At 68.3% G+C, this 19,269-nt stretch carries 19 protein-coding genes; 11 read left to right on the top strand and 8 right to left on the bottom strand.

The genetic code is table 11. The features are described 5' to 3' along the window. Nucleotides 1-14: 14 nt before the first annotated feature. Nucleotides 15-464, bottom strand: a complete 450-nt coding sequence (locus tag HWX25_RS15605) for a hypothetical protein (RefSeq protein WP_175909027.1) — start codon at nt 462-464, stop codon at nt 15-17. A gap of 269 nt (nt 465-733) precedes the next feature. Between HWX25_RS15605 and HWX25_RS15600 the strand changes: the two genes are divergently transcribed. Beyond that, nucleotides 734-2,137, top strand: a complete 1,404-nt coding sequence (locus HWX25_RS15600; protein ID WP_175909026.1) for an MBL fold metallo-hydrolase — start codon at nt 734-736, stop codon at nt 2,135-2,137. A gap of 83 nt (nt 2,138-2,220) precedes the next feature. Here the strand turns inward: HWX25_RS15600 and HWX25_RS15595 are convergent, their stop codons facing one another. The 5 genes from HWX25_RS15595 to HWX25_RS15575 are packed head-to-tail and all read right to left on the bottom strand — an operon-like array spanning nt 2,221 to nt 7,375. Further along, entirely contained in the window at nt 2,221-3,261 is a 1,041-nt protein-coding gene (locus HWX25_RS15595) for a zinc-dependent alcohol dehydrogenase family protein (RefSeq protein WP_175909025.1), read from the bottom strand. Further along, nucleotides 3,258-4,289, bottom strand: coding sequence for a bifunctional enoyl-CoA hydratase/phosphate acetyltransferase (locus HWX25_RS15590; protein WP_175909024.1), 1,032 nt, complete (start codon nt 4,287-4,289; stop codon nt 3,258-3,260). Before HWX25_RS15590 ends, HWX25_RS15595 begins: the two co-directional genes overlap by 4 nt. Then, entirely contained in the window at nt 4,286-6,112 is a 1,827-nt protein-coding gene (locus HWX25_RS15585; RefSeq protein WP_175909023.1) for an alpha/beta fold hydrolase, read from the bottom strand. The genes HWX25_RS15590 and HWX25_RS15585 overlap by 4 nt, the downstream gene beginning before the upstream one ends. Further along, nucleotides 6,109-6,855 (bottom strand): beta-ketoacyl-ACP reductase, encoded by a 747-nt coding sequence (locus tag HWX25_RS15580; protein ID WP_175909022.1) that lies wholly within the window; start codon nt 6,853-6,855, stop codon nt 6,109-6,111. The genes HWX25_RS15585 and HWX25_RS15580 overlap by 4 nt, the downstream gene beginning before the upstream one ends. Further along, nucleotides 6,845-7,375, bottom strand: coding sequence for a hypothetical protein (locus HWX25_RS15575; protein ID WP_175909021.1), 531 nt, complete (start codon nt 7,373-7,375; stop codon nt 6,845-6,847). Before HWX25_RS15575 ends, HWX25_RS15580 begins: the two co-directional genes overlap by 11 nt. 190 nt (nt 7,376-7,565) lie before the next feature. Between HWX25_RS15575 and HWX25_RS15570 the strand changes: the two genes are divergently transcribed. The 4 genes from HWX25_RS15570 (at nt 7,566) to HWX25_RS15555 (ending at nt 11,019) form a co-directional block, all read left to right on the top strand. After that, nucleotides 7,566-8,405, top strand: coding sequence for a universal stress protein (locus tag HWX25_RS15570; protein WP_175909020.1), 840 nt, complete (start codon nt 7,566-7,568; stop codon nt 8,403-8,405). A gap of 8 nt (nt 8,406-8,413) precedes the next feature. Continuing rightward, on the top strand, nt 8,414-9,616 hold the full coding sequence (locus HWX25_RS15565; RefSeq protein ID WP_175909019.1) for an acetate/propionate family kinase: 1,203 nt from the start codon (nt 8,414-8,416) through the stop codon (nt 9,614-9,616). Nucleotides 9,617-9,685: 69 nt separating this feature from the next. Continuing rightward, nucleotides 9,686-10,189, top strand: a complete 504-nt coding sequence (locus HWX25_RS15560) for a universal stress protein (RefSeq protein ID WP_175909018.1) — start codon at nt 9,686-9,688, stop codon at nt 10,187-10,189. Beyond that, entirely contained in the window at nt 10,186-11,019 is an 834-nt protein-coding gene (locus tag HWX25_RS15555) for a universal stress protein (protein WP_175909017.1), read from the top strand. Before HWX25_RS15560 ends, HWX25_RS15555 begins: the two co-directional genes overlap by 4 nt. Nucleotides 11,020-11,069: 50 nt before the next feature. Here HWX25_RS15555 and HWX25_RS15550 read toward each other — a convergent pair whose 3' ends face one another. Continuing rightward, on the bottom strand, nt 11,070-11,540 hold the full coding sequence (locus HWX25_RS15550; RefSeq protein ID WP_059816801.1) for a universal stress protein: 471 nt from the start codon (nt 11,538-11,540) through the stop codon (nt 11,070-11,072). Between the two features lie 247 nt (nt 11,541-11,787). Between HWX25_RS15550 and HWX25_RS15545 the strand changes: the two genes are divergently transcribed. From HWX25_RS15545 to fnr, 3 genes are all read left to right on the top strand, one after another. Then, nucleotides 11,788-13,782 carry a PAS domain S-box protein gene (locus HWX25_RS15545; RefSeq protein WP_175909016.1) on the top strand — a complete coding sequence of 665 codons (1,995 nt, stop codon included), beginning with the start codon at nt 11,788-11,790 and terminating at the stop codon, nt 13,780-13,782. Beyond that, on the top strand, nt 13,779-14,426 hold the full coding sequence (locus HWX25_RS15540; RefSeq protein ID WP_175909015.1) for a response regulator transcription factor: 648 nt from the start codon (nt 13,779-13,781) through the stop codon (nt 14,424-14,426). The genes HWX25_RS15545 and HWX25_RS15540 overlap by 4 nt, the downstream gene beginning before the upstream one ends. A 423-nt stretch (nt 14,427-14,849) precedes the next feature. Next, entirely contained in the window at nt 14,850-15,623 is a 774-nt protein-coding gene (fnr, locus tag HWX25_RS15535) for a fumarate/nitrate reduction transcriptional regulator Fnr (protein ID WP_175909014.1), read from the top strand. 25 nt (nt 15,624-15,648) lie between these two features. On the opposite strand, the gene HWX25_RS15530 is transcribed toward fnr, so the two are convergent. After that, nucleotides 15,649-16,638 (bottom strand): zinc-dependent alcohol dehydrogenase family protein, encoded by a 990-nt coding sequence (locus HWX25_RS15530; protein WP_175909013.1) that lies wholly within the window; start codon nt 16,636-16,638, stop codon nt 15,649-15,651. A gap of 172 nt (nt 16,639-16,810) precedes the next feature. Here HWX25_RS15530 and HWX25_RS15525 point away from each other — a divergent pair, with 172 nt between their 5' ends. Genes HWX25_RS15525 through HWX25_RS15515 form a run of 3 tightly spaced genes read left to right on the top strand, consistent with a single transcriptional unit; the run spans nt 16,811 to nt 19,170 of the window. Beyond that, entirely contained in the window at nt 16,811-17,818 is a 1,008-nt protein-coding gene (locus HWX25_RS15525; protein WP_059816812.1) for a nitroreductase family protein, read from the top strand. Nucleotides 17,819-17,837: 19 nt separating this feature from the next. Further along, complete coding sequence (locus HWX25_RS15520) at nt 17,838-18,173, top strand: c-type cytochrome (protein ID WP_175909012.1); 336 nt, start codon at nt 17,838-17,840, stop codon at nt 18,171-18,173. A gap of 22 nt (nt 18,174-18,195) precedes the next feature. Beyond that, a complete protein-coding gene (locus HWX25_RS15515; protein ID WP_175909011.1) occupies nt 18,196-19,170 on the top strand; it encodes an LOG family protein in 975 nt (324 codons plus the stop codon). Nucleotides 19,171-19,269: the final 99 nt, after the last annotated feature.

Below are 19,269 nucleotides of genomic sequence, written 5' to 3'. Positions count from 1 at the left end.
CCGTTTAGCCCCATTCAGCCCGTCTGCGCCACGACGTCGGGCCGCTGCCACGGCGGCAATTCCGCCCAGCCGAGCGGCCCGTAGACGGTGCCGCCGGCGGCCTCGATCCGTTCGACGAACGTGGCGAGCGTCACCCCGGCCGGCACGGTCAGCGTCAGCGCGTCGACGAAATCTTCGCTGCGCAGCCATGGCGCCGCGCCGTGGTTGATCTGCTGGACGCTCCATGCGTGCCCGTGCCGCCCGGCCTCGGGCGGCAGCAGACCCGGCGCGTCGAACGCGACCCGCAGCAATTGCGCGCGCGAATCGCTGTACGGCGGTTTCGCGGCATTCTGGTACGGCACGTCCGCCCAGCGCTCGCCGCATTGCTCGTCGAGCGGCAGGCAGGTAAACCACGCCCAGGGCGAGCGGACGAAGCACAGCCGGTAAAGGTGCCCGGCGCCATCCAGATTGGCGATCAACGTCATGATGGGTTCATCCCGAAAGGCTCGTGATGCCGATACGCGCGGCGCGCACGGCATGCGCGGATAACGGGATCACGACGCCGCAAGCGCGCACGAAATCACTATCCCGCCGCCGCCGTTGCCCGAGGTTGATCGTCGTCAAACCGCGCGCCGTCCGGGAATCTTGCCCGACCGGCATGGGGATCCCGAAATTCCTGATTTCGGTCAACCGCCGCGCGCACGTTCGGGATGTAATCGACTTACTGTTCCGTCGACTCCCGATGAGGCAATTCATGAAACTGACATTTCTCGGCGCGACCGAAACGGTGACCGGCTCGAAGTATCTGGTCGAGCACGGCAGCCGGCGCGTCCTGGTCGATTGCGGCCTGTTCCAGGGGACCAAGAACCTGCGGCTGCGCAACTGGCGAGCGCTGCCGTTCGCGCCCGACACGCTGGACGCGGTCGTGCTCACGCACGCGCATGTCGATCACACCGGCTATCTTCCGGTGCTGGTGCGCGAAGGCTATCGCGGGCCGGTGTACTGCACGGCGGCCACGGCCGAACTCTGCGACATCATGCTGCGCGACAGCGCGCGGCTGCAGGAGGAGGAAGCCGATTTCGCGAACCGGCACGGCTACTCGAAGCATCATCCGGCGCAACCGCTCTACACGCTGGACGACGCCCAGCGCGCGCTGCGCCTGCTGAAGCCGGTCGCCTTCGACGAATGCACGGCGCTGGGCGGCAGCCTGTCGTTCCGCCTGCTACCGGCCGGGCACATCCTCGGCGCGGCGAGCGTCGTGATGCACTGGGATCACAAGGTGCTCGCGTTCTCGGGCGACCTCGGCCGGTATCACGACCCGATCATGCAGCCGCCGCGCCCGCCCGCGCATGCGGACTATCTGGTCGTGGAATCGACATACGGCGACCGGCTGCATCCGGCGTCGGATCCCGAAGCCGAACTGGCCGCAATGTTCGACAAGACCTTCGCGCGCGGCGGTGTCGTCGTGATGCCCTGCTTCACCGTCGGCCGCGCGCAGGAAATCCTGCATTACATCGCGCGGCTGAAGGCGTCCGGCCGCATGGCGCGCGTCCCGGTGTTCCTCGACAGCCCGATGGCAACCGACGTGACGGAGATCTATCGTCACCATATCCTCGAGCACCGCCTGACCGTCTCGGAGGCGAACGCGCTCGGCCACGCGGCGACGATGATCCGGTCGGTGGACCAGTCGAAGGCTATTGCCGACCACCACGGCCCGATGGTCATCATCGCCGGCAGCGGCATGGCGACGGGCGGGCGCGTGCTGCATCACCTGACCCGCTATGCGCCGGATGCGCGCAACACGATCGCGCTGGTCGGCTACCAGGCCGCCGGCACGCGCGGGGCGGCACTGGCCGCGCACGAGCCGACGGTGAAGATTCACGGCGAGTACGTCCGCGTGCGCGCTCAGGTCGAGATGATCACGACGCTGTCGGCCCATGGCGACTACGAAGAGATTCTGAAGTGGCTCGGCACGATGCAGTGCGCGCCCGTGCGGACGTTCGTCACGCATGGCGAACCCGCTGCCGCGGATGCGATGCGCCGGCGCATCGCGGAGACCCTGCACTGGCGGTGCGAGGTGCCGACCTACGAGCAGTGCGTCGATCTGGACGAGGTTGAATCGAACGACACGCAGGAACCCGCCGCGCTGTCGTCCTGATTGACGGCGAATCGCGGGCGAAACGCCCGCCGCGCGTGACGGGAGGCGAAGGCTCCCGATTCCCGTCACACGCGGCCCGGCAATCAGCCGACTTCGATGATGACCTTCAACGCGTTGGTCTGCGCAGCGCGCCCGAACGTGTCGTACGCGCGTTCCACGTCGTCGAGCGAGAACCGGTGCGTGATCAGGCGTGCCGGATCGAGGCGCCCGGCGCCCACGGTTTTCAGCAGCATCGGCGTGCTGACCGTGTCGACGAGCCGCGTCGTGATCGAGATGTTGCGATCCCACAGCTTCTCGAGGTGCAGGTCGGCCTTGACACCGTGCACGCCGACGTTCGCGACGACCCCGCCGGGCGCCACGAGCGACGTGCACATTTCGAACGTCGCCGGAATGCCGACCGCTTCGATAGCGCAATCCACGCCCACGCCGTCGGTCAGCTTCATGACTTCCGCCACCGGGTCGCTATCGCGACCGTCGAAGCAGTCGGTCGCGCCGAAGCGCCGCGCGACCTCCAGCCGGTTGCTGTCCGGATCGATCATGATGATCCGCGCGGGCGAATAGAACTGCGCGGTCAGCAACGCTGCGAGCCCGATCGGCCCCGCGCCGACGATCGCGACCGAGCAGCCCGGCTGCACCTTGCCGTTCAGCACGCCGCATTCGAATCCGGTCGGCAGGATGTCGGACAGCATCACGAGCGCATCCTCGTCCGCGCCGGCCGGAATCCGGTACAGGCTGGTCGGCGCATGCGGGATGCGCACGAACTCGGCCTGCGTGCCGTCGATCCGGTTACCGAGGATCCAGCCGCCGGTCGTGCAATGCGAATACAGTCCGCGGCGGCAGTATTCGCAGCGGCCGCACGACGAGATGCACGAAATCAGCACGTGATCGCCCGGCTTCAGCGAATCGACCGCCGCGCCGACCTGCTCGACGATACCCACGCCTTCATGGCCCAGAATGCGGCCCGGTTCGCACGTCGGCACGTCGCCCTTGAGGATGTGCAGATCGGTGCCGCAGATCGTCGTGCGCGTCACGCGGACGATCGCGTCGGTGGGCGACTGCAATTCCGGTTTGGGTCGCCGTTCGAGCGCCTTGCGCCCGGGGCCGTGGTAAACGAGTGCTTTCATCGCGATTCCTCCATCGAAAGGGGGGCCTGTTCAGGCATCGGGGCGGTGTCATGCCGGACCTGCGCCAGCAACACCGCGAGCGCACAGGAGGCGACGCGGACGGCGACGCCGTCGGCGCGGCTCGTCAGCACGATCGGCACGCGCGCGCCCACGACGACGCCCGCGTTCGCGGCACCGCCCAGGTATTCGAGCTGTTTCGCGAGCATGTTGCCCGCTTCGATATCGGGCACGACCAGGATGTCGGCACGGCCGGCAACCGGAGAATCGATCCCTTTTTCGCGCGCGGCCCGCTGCGATATCGCGTTGTCGAACGCGAGCGGGCCGTCGACGATCGCCCCCGTGATCTGCCCGCGCTCGGCCATCTTCGCCAGGGCCGCCGCGTCGAGCGTCGAACGCATCGCCGGATTGACGGTCTCGACCGCGCACAGCACGGCCACGCGCGGGCAGGCAACGCCCAGCGCATGCGCGACGTCGATCGCGTTCTGCGTGATGGCCGCCTTTTGCGCGAGATCCGGCGCGATATTGACGGCCGCGTCGGTGAGCAGGAACGGGCGCGGATAGGCGGGCGCCTCGATCAGGAAACAGTGAGACATGCGCTTGTCCGTGCGCAGGCCCGATTCCGCGGCGACGACCGCCCCCATCAGCTCGTCGGTATGCAGGCTGCCCTTCATCAGCGCGCCGGCGCGGCCCGACGCCGCGAGCTCCACCGCCCGGGCCGCCGCCGCGTGGCTGTGCGGCACGTCCTCGATCGTCCATTTCGCCAGATCGACGCCCGCCTCGTCCGCCACGCGCGACACCTTCGCGCGCGGCGCGACGATCAGCGGCTCGATCGACGCGCCCAGCGGCGACGCATCCAGCGCGGCAAGCGCGACGAGACTGGCCGCGTCGCACGGATGCACGACGGCCATCGTCAACGGCGGCGCATGGCGCGCACGCGCGATCAGCTCGGGCAGTTCGCCGTCCGCGCGCGGCAACAGGCCGGGCAGGCGCGCGCCGACGGACACATCCGGATGCAGGTTCATGTTCATGTCTCGAGCACGTAGGTGCCGGGTGCCGCGCCGAAACCGGCGGCCGGCACGCGTGCCGGCACGTCGCCCGACGAATGCGCGCGCAACCAGTCGCGCCAGCACGTCCACCACGATCCGTCGACCGCGGGCGTTTCGCTCACGAAGTCGTGCCGGCTGCGGTAAGGCGCGCCGTGCTCGCGCGTCGCGCAGCGATAGTGGCGCCCCGGATGACCGGGCTCGGACACGATGCCGGCATTGTGGCCGCCGGAGGTCAGCACGAACGTCAGCGCGTGGTGCGTGAGCAGATGCAGCTTGTAGACGGAACGCCAGGGCGACACGTGATCGCGTTCGGTCCCGACCACGAACGTCGGCACGTCGATATCCGACAGCGCGACCGGTCGCCCGTCGACGCAATAGCGACCGGCCGCGAGATCGTTGTCGAGGAAAAGCCGCGTCAGGTATTCCGTATGCATCCGGTACGGCATGCGCGTGGTGTCCTCGTTCCACGACATCAGGTCGTTCGGCTTGGTGCGCGTGCCGAGCAGGTATTCGCTCATCATGCGCGACCAGATCAGGTCGCGCGCGTTCAGCAGCTGGAACGCGGCGGACATCTGCGCGCCGTCCAGGTAGCCCTGCCGCCACATCAGCGCGTCGAGCGCGGACAGTTCGCTCGCGTCGATGAAGAGGCCGAGTTCGCCAGGTTCGCTGAAATCGGTCTGGGCCGCCAGCAACGTGACGGACCGCAATGCGTCGTGCTGCCGCCCGTCGCGCGCGAGCGCCGCCGCGCCGATCGCCAGCAGTGTGCCGCCGAGGCAGTAACCGACCGCGTGGACGGCTTCGCCGCAGATCGACCGGACGGCGTCGAGCGCCGCCATGCACCCGTCGCGCAGGTAATCGTCGAGCCCGAGCTCGCGCGCCTCCGCGCCCGGATTGCGCCACGACACGGCAAACACCGTGTAGCCGGCATCGACCAGGAAGCGGATCAGCGAATCGTGCGGCTGCAGGTCGAGGATGTAGTACTTCATGATCCACGACGGCACGATCAGGATCGGCTCGCGTGCCACGGCGGGCGTCGTCGGGTCGTATTGCAGCAGCTCGCACAACGCGTTGCGCCATACGACGCGGCCCGGCGTGATCGCCACGTCGCGTCCCGGCAGATAGCCGTGCGTGTCGCGGGCGCGCGTGCCGCTCGTGCGATCGAGCAATGCGCTCGCGTCGTCCAGCCAGTTCCGGAAGCCTGCCGCGAGATTCGCGCCGCCGCTGCGCATCGTCGCGTCGAGCACGACCGGGTTGGTCGCCAGGAAATTGCCCGGCGAGCACGCGTCGAGCCACTGTCGCGCGATGAATCCGACCAACTCCTCGTGGTGCCGTTCGACGCCCGGCACGTCGCGCGTCGCGTCGCGCCACCAGCGCTGGATCGACAGGAAGCCGTCGCGATACGCGCGAAACGGCCATCCGGACCACGCGGGCGCGGCAAAGCGCGGATCGGCCTGCCCCGCGTGCACGGCCAGGCCGCTCGAGTCGGCCGCGTTGGCCCCGCCCTCGCTCTCGCCCTGGCTGGCGGCCGGTGCGGCGGCAGCCAGCCACGCCTGCGTCGCGAGCTCGAAGCATTTTCCCGGCGACACGGCCAGATGCGCGCCCCAGTCGAGCATGGCCAGCGCCATCGACACGGGCGACAGCCCGAACGTCATCGCGGCCACGTTCGCATGCGCGGCGCGGTTCCATTGTTCGGCGGGCGACGTACGGACCGGCGTGCATTCGGCCGTGCGCGACGCCGGTTCGCTCGTACTCGTTGGCCGCATCGTTTCGTGCCCGATCGGCAAGCGCATGACGGATGCTTTCATCGCATGTGCATGCCGCCGTTGACGTCGAATTCCGCGCCGGTCGCGAACGCCCCCGCGTCGGAACACAGGAACGCGACGAGCTCGGCGATTTCGCCGGGGTCGCCCAAGCGGCCGACCGGAATCTGCGGCAGGATCTTCGTGTCGAGCACTTCCTTCGGCACCGTCTCGAGCATCGCGGTCGCCAGATAGCCGGGCGCAACGGTGTTGACCGTGATGCCGTGGCGCGCGAGTTCGAGCGCCAGCGTCTTCGTGAAGCCATGGATGCCGGCCTTCGCAGCCGCGTAATTCGCCTGCCCGTAGGCGCCGCGCGTGCCGTTCACCGAGCCGACGTTCACGATCCGCCCGAAGCCGGCCGCGATCATGCCGGGCACGAACGGCTTCGTCATGTTGAACATGCCGTCGAGGTTGGTGCGCAGCACCGCATCCCACATGCTCTTGGTCATCTTCACGAAGGTGGCGTCGTGCGTGATCCCGGCGTTGTTGACGAGCACGTCGACATGCCCGAATTCAGCCAGCACGCGTGCTGCGCAGTGCTGGCACGAATCGTAGTCGGCGACGTCGACCTCGAACGCGTGGAACGTCCCGCCCGCCTCGCGTTCGTGCGTGAGCCACGTCGCGACGTGGTCGTTGCCTTCCGTGTGCGACACCGCCACCGTCATGCCGGCATCGTGCAGGCGCCGGCTGATCGCGGCGCCCAGGCCACCCATTCCGCCCGTGACGAACGCGACGCGGTCAGCGCACATGGTCGTTCTCCCGTGCGCCGGCCGTGCCATTCAGACGGCGGGGGGAAACCGGCGCCCCTTCGCTCGCGTCCTCGATCCCGTGCTCCAGTGCCGTCATCCATTCCGCCCACGGCATGCTGGCTTCGTTGACCACGGCCAGTCGCTCCAGATCGGGCAACCAGTCGGTCTGATAACGCGACAGCGCGCCTGCGCCGTATTCGCGCGCCCAGGTGCGCCATGCGCCGGCGCTCTCGTATTGCGCACGCATGCACAGCTCGGTGGCATCCTGCCAGATCGCGACGCTCGCGATCGCGTAGTCGCGCATCACCTGCCGGGTCGCCTCGCCGAAGGCCGTCCACTCCTTCGTATCCGCAAGCGCCTGCTGCAGGTGACGAACCGCGTCGCGGTCGCGCTCGATGCGCCGCCCCGCCAGCGCAAGCCATTCATGCTGCCAGTCGCGGTTCAACGCGACCATGCGCAGCGCGAGATCGCAGCCCGCGCGGCAGACGTCATTCGGTGTCGTCAAAGCGTACGTACTCATCGGCTTTCCTCTTTCGATCCGGTCAATGGGTTGGCATTCCGCCTCATGCCGCCTGCCCGGGATCGGCATCGCGACCGCTTCACTGTGCGGGCATCGCGCAAGGGAGCCGTTGATCTGAGTCAAGTACGCGGAAACCCTGCTCCGTAGACTGGATTGCACTGGCGGTTCCCCCGTCGATGGAGCGATTCCGATGAGCTACAAGAGCATAGTCGTGCACCTCGATTCGAGCGCCCGCGCGCATTCGCGGCTCGAATTCGCGTTGCGTCTCGCCCGGCGCTTCGGTGCGCATCTGACCGGCCTGTACGCGGTCTACACGCCGGAACCGCATTCGTTCTACGTGATGGCCGGGTCCGCCGATTACTTCCGTGAGCACCGCGAACAGCGCGACGAACGGCTCGCGGCCCTGGAACGCCTGTTCCATGCGGAGACGGCCCGCGCGAAAGTGCCGGCCGCATGGGTGTGTGCCGACGACCGCGCGAACCTGGCCGTGCCGCGCGCCGCCCGCCTGGCGGACCTCGTGATCGCGGGCCAGAGCGACCCGAACGATCCCGAGACCTTCATCGACGACCAGTTTCCGGAAAACCTCGTGTTGTCCGCCGGTCGCCCGGTGCTGTTCATGCCGTACGCCGGCGAATTCCCGTCGATCGGCGAACGGGTGTTCGTCGCGTGGGACGGCAGCCGGGAAGCGGCCCGCGCCGCGCACGACGCAATCCCCTTTCTCGAACACGCGAAGCGCACGACGGTCGCCGCCGTGATCGACGGCGATTCGGAAGCGGCAACCACGCGCATTCCGGCCGCCGACGCCGCGCTGATGCTGGCGCGCCATGCACGCGACGTGAACGTGCTCGACATCGATGCCGGCGCCGGCTCGGCGATCGGCGACACGTTGCTGTCGCGCGCGTATGAAACGGGTTCCGATCTGCTCGTGATGGGCGCCTACGGGCATCCGCGCTGGCGCGAGCTGGTGATGGGCGGCGCCACGCGCACGGTGCTGGCGTCGATGACGCTGCCGGTGCTGATGTCGCACTGAGCCGGCCGATGCGTACGCTCGCACTGCTCGTCGTCAATGCCGGTTCATCGAGCGTCAAGTTCTCGATCTTCGCGTATCCGCCGCACGGCGATCCCGTGCGGCGGCCGTTGCACGACGGCGAAGCGGTCGCGGCCGGCAACAGCGTGTCGATCCGCTTCGACGCCGAGCCGGACGGTTCGCTGCCGCTCGGCACGGATGACGATCCCTACCGCGCCGTGCTCGCGCGGATCGCGACGTGGATCCGCGTGAAGTTGCCGCATGTCACGCTGGGCGCGATCGCGCACCGCGTCGTGCACGGCGGCGCGCGATACGTGGAGCCGGTGGTCGTCGACGACGACGTGCTGGACGCGTTGCGCACGCTGACGCCGCTGGCGCCGTTGCATCAGCCGCACAGCCTGGATGCGATCGATGCGCTGCGCGACGCGTTTCCGGACGTCCCGCAGATCGCCGTATTCGACACGGCGTTTCATCGCACGCTGCCGCGCGTCGAGCAGCTGCTGCCGTTGCCGCACGCGTGGTTCGACCAGGGGGTGCGCCGCTACGGGTTCCATGGCCTGTCGTACGAATACCTGTCCGTCGCGCTCGCCGAATCGTTCGGCGAGCGTGCGCATGGCCGCGTGATCGCCGCCCATCTCGGCAGCGGCGCAAGCCTGTGCGCGCTGCGCGACTGCCGCAGCGTCGCGACGACCATGGGCTTCTCCGCGCTCGACGGATTGATGATGAGCACCCGCTGCGGAACGCTCGACCCCGGCGTCGTCCTGCACCTGCTCGACGTCGACAAGCTGTCCGGCGACGCACTGGGACACATGCTGTATCACGAGTCCGGGCTCAAGGGCGTGTCGGGGGCATCCGGCGATCCGCGCGTGCTGCTCGCGCGCGAAGCGGCCGGCGACGAGCCGGCCCGCGACGCGCTGGCGCTGTACGTCCATCGCATCGTGCGCGAGACCGGCGCGCTGACCGCGCTGCTCGGCGGCCTCGACATGCTCGTCTTCACCGCCGGCATCGGCGAACACTCGGCCGAACTGCGCGAGCGGATCTGCGCGTCGCTCGGCTGGCTCGGCGTCGCGCTCGACGCGCGCGCGAATGCCGCCCATGCGCATGTGGTGTCGTGCGCGTCGAGCGCGGTCACGGTGGTCGTCGAGCCGACCAACGAAGCGTGGGTCGCGGCGCGCGCCGCGGTGCGCGTGCTGCGCGGCAACCTCGACGGTTGATCCAGATCAGCGCGATCGGCGTGCGCGCGCCGATGATGATTGCATCAACATCCGTTCAAGGGAATCGTCATGTACTCGAACATTCTGGTTGCGCTCGACGGCAGCGATACGTCGTCCCGCGCACTCGACGCCGCGCTGAATCTCGCGTCGGAGACGGGTGCACGGCTGACCCCCGTCTATGTCGTCGATTTCCTGGTGCCGGCTTACGACACGTACGGATACGACCCGTCGATCCTGATCGATGCATTCCGCGAGGAAGGGCTGCGCGTCACGGAGGACGCAGCGAAACGCATGAAGGCGCGTGACGTGGCCGGCACGCCGCGGATTTCCAACGTCGCGCCGTCGGGTGAAGACGTCGCGCAACACATCGTCGCGCTCGCCAGCGAGATCAAGGCCGACCTGATCGTGATGGGCACGCACGGCCGCCGCGGCTTCCAGCGCCTCTTCCTCGGCAGCGTGGCCGAGCGCGTGCTGCGTCAGGCCACGTGCCCGGTCCTGATGATTCCGGCGAGCTGCGCCGCGAAGGCGGCCGCCGAGACCACTGCGGCATCAACCGAAAAGGAGCCGTCATGAGCTACAAGACCCTGCTCGTCCATCTCGACGACAGCGAGCGCTGTGCGACGCGCGTCGACCTCGCGCTCGAACTCGCGGGGCGCTGGAACGCCCATCTGATCGGCCTCTACGTGGTTTGCCAGGACCTGTTCGAGCCGTTGCGACGGCCCGACGAACCGCTGAAGCTGGCCGTCTACGAACGCCTGTGCGAACAGCGGCGCAAGGAAGCGGAAGAAAAATTCCTGATCGCCGCCGAACGCGCCGGACGCAGCGTCGAATGGCAGGCGCCGACCGGCAACGCCACCGAGGCCGCGGTCCTGCATGCACGCCACGCCGATCTGCTGGTGCTCGGCCAGGAGAACCCCGACGACCGCCTGACCTTCGTCGCACGCCATTTCGTCGAGGACGTTGTGATGGGCAGCGGACGCCCGGCGCTCGTCGTGCCCTACGCGGGCGACGTGCGAACGCTCGGCGAGAACGTGCTGATCGGCTGGGACGGCGGGCGCGAAGCCGCCCGCGTGATGGCCGACGCCCTGCCGCTGCTCGCCCGCGCACGCTTCGTCAACGTCGAGACGGTCAGCCGCGGGCAACCCGATCCGGACAAGACGCCGGCAGGCGTCGACGTCGCCGCGTATCTCGAACGGCACGGCATTCGCGCGTCGTTCTCGACCACGCCGCGCCAACGGTCGGTGAGCGTGGGCGCGACGCTGCTGAACCGGGTGACCGACCTGCACGCGGATCTGCTGGTGATGGGCCTGTACAGCCATGCGCGCATGCACGAACGCGTGCTCGGCGGTGCCACCCGCACGATCCTCGAAACGATGACGGTGCCGGTCCTGCTGTCTCACTGAGCGCGCGAAAACGGGCAGCCGCTTGCGGCTGCCCGCCTCTTGTCACACCCTCACAGCACGCCGGCACACGCGCCCGGCCCTTCGCGTACGACCAGCACCGGCCGGTCCGCGATGCGCACGAGCGATTCGGCGACGCTGCCGAGCAACGCACGGCGCACGCCGCGCCGGCCATGCGTGCCCATCACGATCAGGTCCGCGTTGCATTCGGCGGCGGCTCGCGCGAGCACGTCTGAGATGTCCTCTCCGCATGCGTCGATCGTTTGCGCGACGCCGCGTACGCCGGATAGCTGGAACGCGGTTTCCGCATCCGAGACCGCGATCGCGGCCTTGTCCGCGTCCAGGCCTGCCGGGTCACGCTGGTCGATATAGCCGCTGTCGACGTCGGCCAGCCGCGGCGCATCCGATACCACGCACATGGCGATGACCAGGCTGCCCGAGTCGCGGGCGAGCGAAATCGCCTCGTCGAGCGCGAGCCGTGCACCGCGGCTGCCGTCGAGTGCCGCAAAGATCCTCTGGTACATGGCGCCTCCCTGCCGTCGTCCTGGTTCGATCGGTTCCTGAAGCCAGTCTGATCCCGGCGGGCGCCTTTCCGTTGACACGGGTCAAACACGCACGGCGCCGCCCGTGCGCATCGGTCCCGATTGGCGAACGTCGGTAAACCGCGCACAATCAGGGCGAAATTGCAGTTGCGGCCTGCCCGGCTGTTCGTGCCTCGTGTCCGGCCCGCCGCCAGCCAGCCACCGACGAAGTCCGTCAGGATGAACGGCAATGACAACGAATTCGCCCCCCTCCAGGGCCGGGCCGGCGTCGCACCGGATCCGTCCCGCGCGATATGCCACCATGGCCGCGCTGCTGACGCTGGCGCTTGGCCTGACTGCAACGTTTGCGGCGTCCCGGGCACTGCAGAACGGGGCACAGCACGTCGCGCAGGCGAGGTTCGAGCAAACCGCGACGCTCGCGACGGCCGACCTGCGGCGCACGCTCCTCGGCGCGGCTGCCGTTTTGCGCGGCGCGCACGGCTTCGCGTCGACGCTGCCCGCGCCGCAATCCGGGGCCGCGTGGCGCCGCTATCTCGCCAGTCTCAATCTGGACGGATTGCAGTCGCCGGTCCGCAGTCTCGGGAGAATCGAGCCGAGCGCGGCGGACGACAATCAATCGACCCGGCAGGCACTTCAGCGCGCGGCGGAAACCGGCAAGGTCACGCTCGCCGCGAACGCGTTCCAGGACAGCACCGATGCGGCGATCGCCCGGACGGAGCTGACGCTGTACCTGCCGATTTATGCGAACGCTGAAGACATTCCTTCGTCCGGGTCGCGGCACGCGACGGCCACCGGGTACGTTTATGCCGCGCTGAATCCGGACCGCCTCGTCGATTCGTCCGTTCTCGATCGGTTGCACCTGGAAATCACGGCCGACAATCCGGCCGCGCCGGTGTATTCCGGCGGCTTGCGCGCCGGCGATTCGACCGCAGCCGGCGACATGCTCCAGCGCACCGATTCGCTGACGTTCGGCGGCACGCCGCTCTCGCTGCGCTACAGCGCGCCGCGCGCCGACACGTCCGGCGTCATGCCGGCCGTCCTGCTGGTCGGCACCATGCTCTCGCTGACGCTGGCCGCGCTCGTGGGGCAGGCCGTCGCGAAACGTGGGCTCGCCGATACCCCCGCCGGCGACAGCCAACCCACCGAGGCGCGGATGATGGGCATCATCCGGTCGTCGATGGAGGCCATCATCACCGTCGACGAACATCAGACGATCGTCATCTTCAACCCGGCCGCCGAACAGGTGTTCGGCGTCTCCGCGATGGAGGCGGTCGGTGCGCCGCTGTCCCGTTTCATCCCCGAGCGCTTCCGCGCCGCGCATGCGCGACACGTCGAGCAGTTCGGCGTGACGGGTGTGTCGGAGCGCCAGATGGGGCGGCAACGCGTGCTGTTCGGTTTGCGCGCGGACGGCACGGAGTTTCCGATCGAGGCGTCGATCTCGCAGATTCGCGACGGCACCGGCAAGCTGTACACGGTCATGCTGCGCGACGTGACCGAGCGGATGCGCGCGGAAAATGCCCTCAAGCAGTCGCGTGAGGAACTGCGCGACCTCTCCGCCAACCTGCAGAACGTGCGCGAGGAAGAGAAGACGCGCATCGCCCGCGAGTTGCACGACGATCTCGGCCAGCAACTCACCGCTCTCAAGATGGATCTCTCGGCTGTGGAGTTGGGGCTCCGTGGTGTCGTCGCCCCCAACACCGGCGTGCGCGAGCAGCTGGGCGGCATGCATCGCCTGATCGATTCGATCGTCGCGTCCGTCCGGCGCATCGCGGCCGATCTGCGGCCGGTGATGCTCGACGACCTGGGCCTCGTGCCGGCGATCGAATGGCTTGCAAACGATTTCACGCGCCGCTACCGGATCACGGTCGACCGGGACATCGCCCCTGTCGACACCGCGTTCACCGGCACCGGCGCGACCACGCTGTTCCGCATCGTGCAAGAGGCGCTGACCAACGTCGCGCGACACTCGGACGCAACGAACGTGACGCTGGCATTGAAAGTGGAAGACGGATATTGCATGCTGCGCATCGCGGACAACGGTCACGGCGCGCCCGAGCACGCCGGCAATGTGCAGGACCGCCCGTCGTTCGGCCTGATCGGCATCCGCGAGCGCGCGCACATGCTCGAAGGTACGGTGACGATCGACAACCGGCCGGGCGCAGGATTCACGATCACCGTGGCGCTGCCGCTTCACGCCATCAAGCAAGGAGATGTGCTTTCATGATCAGGGTACTCATCGCCGACGATCACGCACTCGTCAGGGACGGTCTTCGACACATCCTGAAGAGCGCGAGCGGTTTCGAGGTCGTCGGGGAAGCGCAGGACAGCGCCTCGACGATCGCGCTCATACGCGACACCGACGCCAGCGTGCTGGTGCTCGATCTGTCGATGCCCGGCCGCAACGGTGTCGAACTCATCAAGCAGATCAAGGACGAGAAGCCGGGATTGCATATCCTCGTGCTGACGATGCATGCCGAGCAACAGTACGCGGTACGCGCATTCCGCGCGGGCGCCTCGGGCTACATGACCAAGGAAAGCGCCAGCGCCGAACTGGTCGCCGCATTGACCAAGATCGCGGCCGGCGGCGTCTACGTCAGCCTGACCATGGCCGAGCAGTTCGCGCAGAGCCTGAACGAGCCGACCGATCTTCTTCCGCATCAGCGCCTGTCCGACCGCGAGTTCGACGTCTTCCGCCGCGTGACCACCGGCGAGTCGATTTCCGAAATCGCGCAGGCGCTCTGCGTGAGCGTCAAGACCGTCAGCACGTACAAGACGCGGATCCTCGAGAAGATGCAGATGCCGAACGACACGGCACTCGTGCGCTACGCGATGCGCCACAAGCTGTTCGAGGACCCGGACGAGCTGTGACGTCGGCCTCGGGCAGGGTCGCGCCCGGTCTTGATGTCCCGGCAGTATCGTTGACGACGGCCAGGCGGGCGCGGCGACGCAGCGCCCGCCCTCGGCGGCCGGCGCATGCCGGCGACGCTCGCGACAAGTTGCCGCGCCTCTGTAGGAAACCCCCTACAAGACTTCCCTCTCACCTACTCCAACTTCAATTCCGGCTGATTTTCTTGACGTTGCGCAACATCCATACTGCACATCAAGAAAAACGAACAAACGTGCCTCCCGGAGCCAAGGCAGCATCATCGACGAGACCGGTGTATCGGTCTCCCGGCGCGTCCGGTGGGGCTTCCCCGACAGGAAGGCGGCAGACACCAAGGCCGCCGGTACAACGGTCAGCGCGACCCCGCCCGACGGCGAGCCGCCGCTGCCCCCGAACTGGAGCCGATCATGCACAGCAGTGCCGAAGTCTCGACGACCATGCCGTTACGCCCGTTCATCCCGCTGCATCCGGTCGAACCGACGGATCAGCCCAAGCGCGCCGCGTCCCGCTGTTCGACGTGCGCATTGCGTACCGTCTGCATGCCGCCCGATCTTTCGCCCGAGGATTTCGCGCGCGTCGACGCGATGATCTGCACGACGCGACACATCCGGCGCGGCGAAACGCTGTTTCGCGCGGGCGACGCATTCAGCAGCATCTATGCAGTGAGAACCGGATCGTTCAAGACCATCGTGATGCATCGCGACGGCGACGAGCAGATCACCGGTTTCCAGATCGTCGGCGAATCGCTCGGCCTCGACGGCGTGCACACCGGGCACCACAACGGCGACGCGATCGCGCTCGAGGACAGCACGGTCTGCATCATCCCGTTCGGCCAGCTCGAGCAGATGTGCCGCGAAGTGCGGCCGATGCAGCATCACGTGTATCAGATGATGGGCGGCGAGATCGTGCGCGAATCGTCGCAGATGCTGCTGCTCGGCACGATGAGCGCCGAGCAGCGCGTGGCCGCGTTCCTGCTGAATCTTTCCGCGCGCTTCAAGGCGCGCGGCTACTCGGCCGCGGAATTCGTGCTGCGGATGACGCGCGACGAGATCGGCGAATATCTCGGCATGAAGCTCGAAACGGTCAGCCGCATGCTGTCGAAGTTCCAGCACAAGGGGCTCGTCGCGGCGCAAGGCAAGCAGATCCGGATCGTCGATTCGGACGGCTTGCGGCAGATCTGAGCGCGCCACCGATCCGTCGAGCGGATCAACCGCGCATGCCCAGCACGGCCGCGCCCGATACGCGCCCGCCGCGCAGGTCGTCCAGTGCGCGGTTCGCATCGGTCAGCGCGTAGCGGACCGCCTCGACCCGCAGCGGCGTCGCGGCGGCGATCCGCATGAATTCGACCGCGTCCGCACGCGTCAGGTTGGCCACCGACGCGATGCGGCGCTCGCCCCACAGCCACGCGTACGGAAAGCCCGGGATGTCGCTCATGTGAATGCCGCCGCACACGACGATCCCGCCTTTGTCGACCGCGCGCAGCGCCGCCGGCACCAGTGCGCCCACCGGCGCGAAAATCAGCGCGGCATCGAGCGGCTCCGGCGGCGCTTCGTCGCTGCCGCCGGCCCACGCGGCGCCCAGCGACAGCGCAAGCTGCCGCGCCGCCGTGTCGCCGGGCTTCGTCAGCGCGAACACCGTGCGCCCTTCGACATGCGCGACCTGCGCGACGAGGTGGGCCGCCGCACCGAAACCGTAGATGCCGATGCGACGCGCGTCGCCCGCCATGCGCAAGGTTCGATAGCCGATCAGGCCGGCACACAGGAGCGGAGCGGCTTCCAGATCCGAATAGCGTTGCGGCAGATGCACGCAATAGCGGTGATCGGCGACCGCGCACTCGGCGTAGCCGCCGTCGATCGTATAGCCGGTGAATCCGGGGCTGTCGCACAGGTTCTCGCGGCCGGACGCGCAGTACGCGCAATGCCCGCACGTCGAGCCCAGCCAGGGGACGCCCACCCGGTCGCCCACGGCGAAGCCCGTCACGCCTTCGCCGAGCCGGCGCACCGTTCCGACGATTTCGTGCCCTGGAATCAGCGGCAGCTTCGGGTGCGCGAGTTCGCCGTCGACGACGTGCAGATCGGTCCGGCATACGCCGCATGCGTGTACGTCGATCAGCAGCTGGCCCGCCGCGGGCGACGGCTCCGGCACGCGCGCTTCGCGCAATTGCGGTGTCGTGCCGTCAAACATCATCGCAAGCATGCTCGTCTCCCTGCGCGACGGGTGTCGCGCGCTTCGCTTCCAAGGCTAGTCGCCTGGCCTCGCCCGCGGTTGGCCCGATGACGGGCGCTTGACGTGCATCAACGGCCGCCGGACGGTTGCTGACACGATGAAGTGGCGAGACGCCGCCCGCGCGGCAACCTGGAGATGATCGATGATATCCGTTCCCCCGCTTGCCGCAAGCGCCCATCCCGACCAGCAGTTGAGGGAGTTGCTGGGCTACGCGGTGCTGGCTCCGTCCAGCCACAATTCCCAGCCGTGGCGCTTCCTGGTCAACGGCGCCACGATTTCCGTGTGCGCGGACCGCGTTCGCGCGTTGCCCGTGGTCGATCCGTTCGATCGCGAACTGATCATCAGCTGCGGCGCAGCGTTGCTCAACCTGCGCGTCGCGCTCGATCACGCCGGGCTCGCGCACACGATCAGCACGTTTCCTTCCGAAGTCGACCCCGATCTCCTTGCGACGGTCCGGGTCTGCGACGACGGCTATTCCGATGCGTCGCTCGGCGCGCTGTTCGATGCGATTCCGGACCGCGTCACGACGCGCGCCCCGTTCGAATCGACGGCCGTGCCCGAGGAAATCCAGCATGAACTGATCGCGGCCGGCGTCGCGGAAGGCGCCGACGTCGCGTGCGTCGACTCGATCGCGCATCGCGCACGTGTCGCGGAGCTGGTCGCCGAGGCCGACCGCCAGCAGTTCTCGGACCCGCGCTTCCGGCGCGAACTGGCAAGCTGGATCGATCCGCGCCGGCATGTCGACGGCATGCCCGCCTTCGCGGCCGGCGTGCCGACGTTGCTGGACTTCGCCGCACCCGTCGTGACGATGGCGGTACGGACCTTCGATCTCGGCAACGGGCTGGCCGCGCTGCATCACCAACTCGTCGGCGCATCGCCGTTGATCGTGTGCATCGCGACCGTGCGCGACGATCGCGAAGCGTGGCTCGCCGCCGGCCAGGCGCTGGAGCGCATCCTGCTCGTCGCGACGCGCGCGGGCTACACCGCGTCGTACCTGAACCAGCCGATCGAGACGGCCGGGTTGCGTGCCCATTTGCGCCACATGATCGGGCTGCGCGGCGAGCCGCAGTTGCTGCTGCGCGTCGGGCGCGGTCCGCACACGCTGCATTCGCCGCGACGCCCGCTCGACGAAGTGGTCTCCTTCTCCTGATCTCGACAAGGAAACGAACATGAGCATCATGCGTTGCGCCGCCCTCTGCGCGATTGCGCTGACAGCCGGCACGGCCGCCGCGCAGACGACCGTGCCCGAGCCGACCGAACTCGTCAACGCGCAGCACTGCATGTTCTGTCATACGCCGGACATGACGTTCCTCGGGCCGTCGTTTCACGAGATCGCCGAGCGCTATCGCGGCGATCCGCGTGCCGCCGCGGAGCTGGAGCGCAAGCTGCGCGTCGGCGGCCGCGTGCACTGGGGCGACACGCCGATGCCGTCGGCCATCGATCGCGGCGGGCCGCTGTCTCGCGACGACGCGCATCTGCTCGTGCAATGGGTGTTGAGCCAGTGACCGTCGCGCGGCGCTTCCATTGATGTCGACACCCGTCAAACGCGCTTCCGCCGGCACGGCAAAAGGCGCCGCACGCCGCCGTCCCGCCCCCGTCGCGACGATCGCGAAGGCGCGCGGCAAACGGCTACGCGCGCGGCGCGTCACCCAAAGCCCGAACCGCGCCCCGGCCGACGACGATGCGGCCCTTCTGCGGGGTTCCGGCATGCGCGGCATCCGGCTGCAATTCGATTACTGGAAAGCTGAGGAGCGCCTGCAGAACGAGCGGATCGGCCATGCGGTCGTGATCTACGGCAGCACGCGTATCGTCGCGCCATCGGTCGCCAACGCGCGGCTGGACGAAGCGAATCGCCTGCTCGCGGAGCGTCCGTACGACCCGAGCCGGCGGCGCGCCGTCACGATTGCCAGCCGGCTCGTCGAATACAGCGTGTATTACCGCGTCGCGCGCGAGTTCGGGCGCATCGTCGCCCATGCCGACCGGTGCACGCGCACCGCGCGGCTCGCCATCGTCACCGGCGGCGGCCCCGGCATCATGGAAGCCGCCAACCGCGGCGCCTACGAGCGCGGCGCCCCGAGCATCGGCTTCAATATCGAGCTGCCGCGCGAACAGGCGCCAAATCCGTACATCACGCCGGATCTCCACTTCCGGTTCCACTATTTCGCGATCCGCAAGCTGCATCTGCTCGAACGCGCGAAAGCGGCCGTCTTCTTCCCCGGCGGCTACGGCACGTTCGACGAGTTGTTCGAGGTGCTGACCCTGCTGCAAACGCGCAAGATCGCGCCGCTGCCGGTCATCCTCGTCGGCGAGGCGTACTGGCGCCGCGCGGTCGACCTGGCGTTTCTCGCGGACGAAGGGATGATCGACCGCCGCGATCTGGAACTGTTCACGTATTGCGAATCGGCCGCGGCGATCTGGCACGCGATCGGAAGCTGGTACGCGCGGCGCCGGGAACGCGCGCCGGCACGCTGCAAGGAGCCGGCGAAGCCACGCACGGTGTAGGAATCCGCCGACGAAGCGGGCGCGATTCCTACCGCGACTTCGGGACCGGCTGATTGAATCGGGGGCGCGCGGCAACGATACTGGAATCACGGATACCGG

This window comes from Burkholderia sp. BCC1640, from assembly GCF_902833125.1.
GTDB lineage: Bacteria > Pseudomonadota > Gammaproteobacteria > Burkholderiales > Burkholderiaceae > Burkholderia > Burkholderia diffusa.
The sequence above is the reverse complement of the archived record's forward strand: the minus strand, read 5'-3'. Positions and strand labels throughout refer to the sequence as shown.

What these genes read in the sequence shown, in the direction of transcription:
- HWX25_RS15605 (WP_175909027.1), bottom strand. Translation starts at nt 464, where the DNA reads ATGACGTTGATCGCCAATCTGGATGGCGCCGGGCACCTTTACCGGCTG.
- HWX25_RS15600 (WP_175909026.1), top strand. Translation starts at nt 734, where the DNA reads ATGAAACTGACATTTCTCGGCGCGACCGAAACGGTGACCGGCTCGAAG.
- HWX25_RS15595 (WP_175909025.1), bottom strand. Translation starts at nt 3,261, where the DNA reads ATGAAAGCACTCGTTTACCACGGCCCCGGGCGCAAGGCGCTCGAACGG.
- HWX25_RS15590 (WP_175909024.1), bottom strand. Translation starts at nt 4,289, where the DNA reads ATGAACATGAACCTGCATCCGGATGTGTCCGTCGGCGCGCGCCTGCCC.
- HWX25_RS15585 (WP_175909023.1), bottom strand. Translation starts at nt 6,112, where the DNA reads ATGAAAGCATCCGTCATGCGCTTGCCGATCGGGCACGAAACGATGCGG.
- HWX25_RS15580 (WP_175909022.1), bottom strand. Translation starts at nt 6,855, where the DNA reads ATGTGCGCTGACCGCGTCGCGTTCGTCACGGGCGGAATGGGTGGCCTG.
- HWX25_RS15575 (WP_175909021.1), bottom strand. Translation starts at nt 7,375, where the DNA reads ATGAGTACGTACGCTTTGACGACACCGAATGACGTCTGCCGCGCGGGC.
- HWX25_RS15570 (WP_175909020.1), top strand. Translation starts at nt 7,566, where the DNA reads ATGAGCTACAAGAGCATAGTCGTGCACCTCGATTCGAGCGCCCGCGCG.
- HWX25_RS15565 (WP_175909019.1), top strand. Translation starts at nt 8,414, where the DNA reads ATGCGTACGCTCGCACTGCTCGTCGTCAATGCCGGTTCATCGAGCGTC.
- HWX25_RS15560 (WP_175909018.1), top strand. Translation starts at nt 9,686, where the DNA reads ATGTACTCGAACATTCTGGTTGCGCTCGACGGCAGCGATACGTCGTCC.
- HWX25_RS15555 (WP_175909017.1), top strand. Translation starts at nt 10,186, where the DNA reads ATGAGCTACAAGACCCTGCTCGTCCATCTCGACGACAGCGAGCGCTGT.
- HWX25_RS15550 (WP_059816801.1), bottom strand. Translation starts at nt 11,540, where the DNA reads ATGTACCAGAGGATCTTTGCGGCACTCGACGGCAGCCGCGGTGCACGG.
- HWX25_RS15545 (WP_175909016.1), top strand. Translation starts at nt 11,788, where the DNA reads ATGACAACGAATTCGCCCCCCTCCAGGGCCGGGCCGGCGTCGCACCGG.
- HWX25_RS15540 (WP_175909015.1), top strand. Translation starts at nt 13,779, where the DNA reads ATGATCAGGGTACTCATCGCCGACGATCACGCACTCGTCAGGGACGGT.
- fnr (WP_175909014.1), top strand. Translation starts at nt 14,850, where the DNA reads ATGCACAGCAGTGCCGAAGTCTCGACGACCATGCCGTTACGCCCGTTC.
- HWX25_RS15530 (WP_175909013.1), bottom strand. Translation starts at nt 16,638, where the DNA reads ATGCTTGCGATGATGTTTGACGGCACGACACCGCAATTGCGCGAAGCG.
- HWX25_RS15525 (WP_059816812.1), top strand. Translation starts at nt 16,811, where the DNA reads ATGATATCCGTTCCCCCGCTTGCCGCAAGCGCCCATCCCGACCAGCAG.
- HWX25_RS15520 (WP_175909012.1), top strand. Translation starts at nt 17,838, where the DNA reads ATGAGCATCATGCGTTGCGCCGCCCTCTGCGCGATTGCGCTGACAGCC.
- HWX25_RS15515 (WP_175909011.1), top strand. Translation starts at nt 18,196, where the DNA reads ATGTCGACACCCGTCAAACGCGCTTCCGCCGGCACGGCAAAAGGCGCC.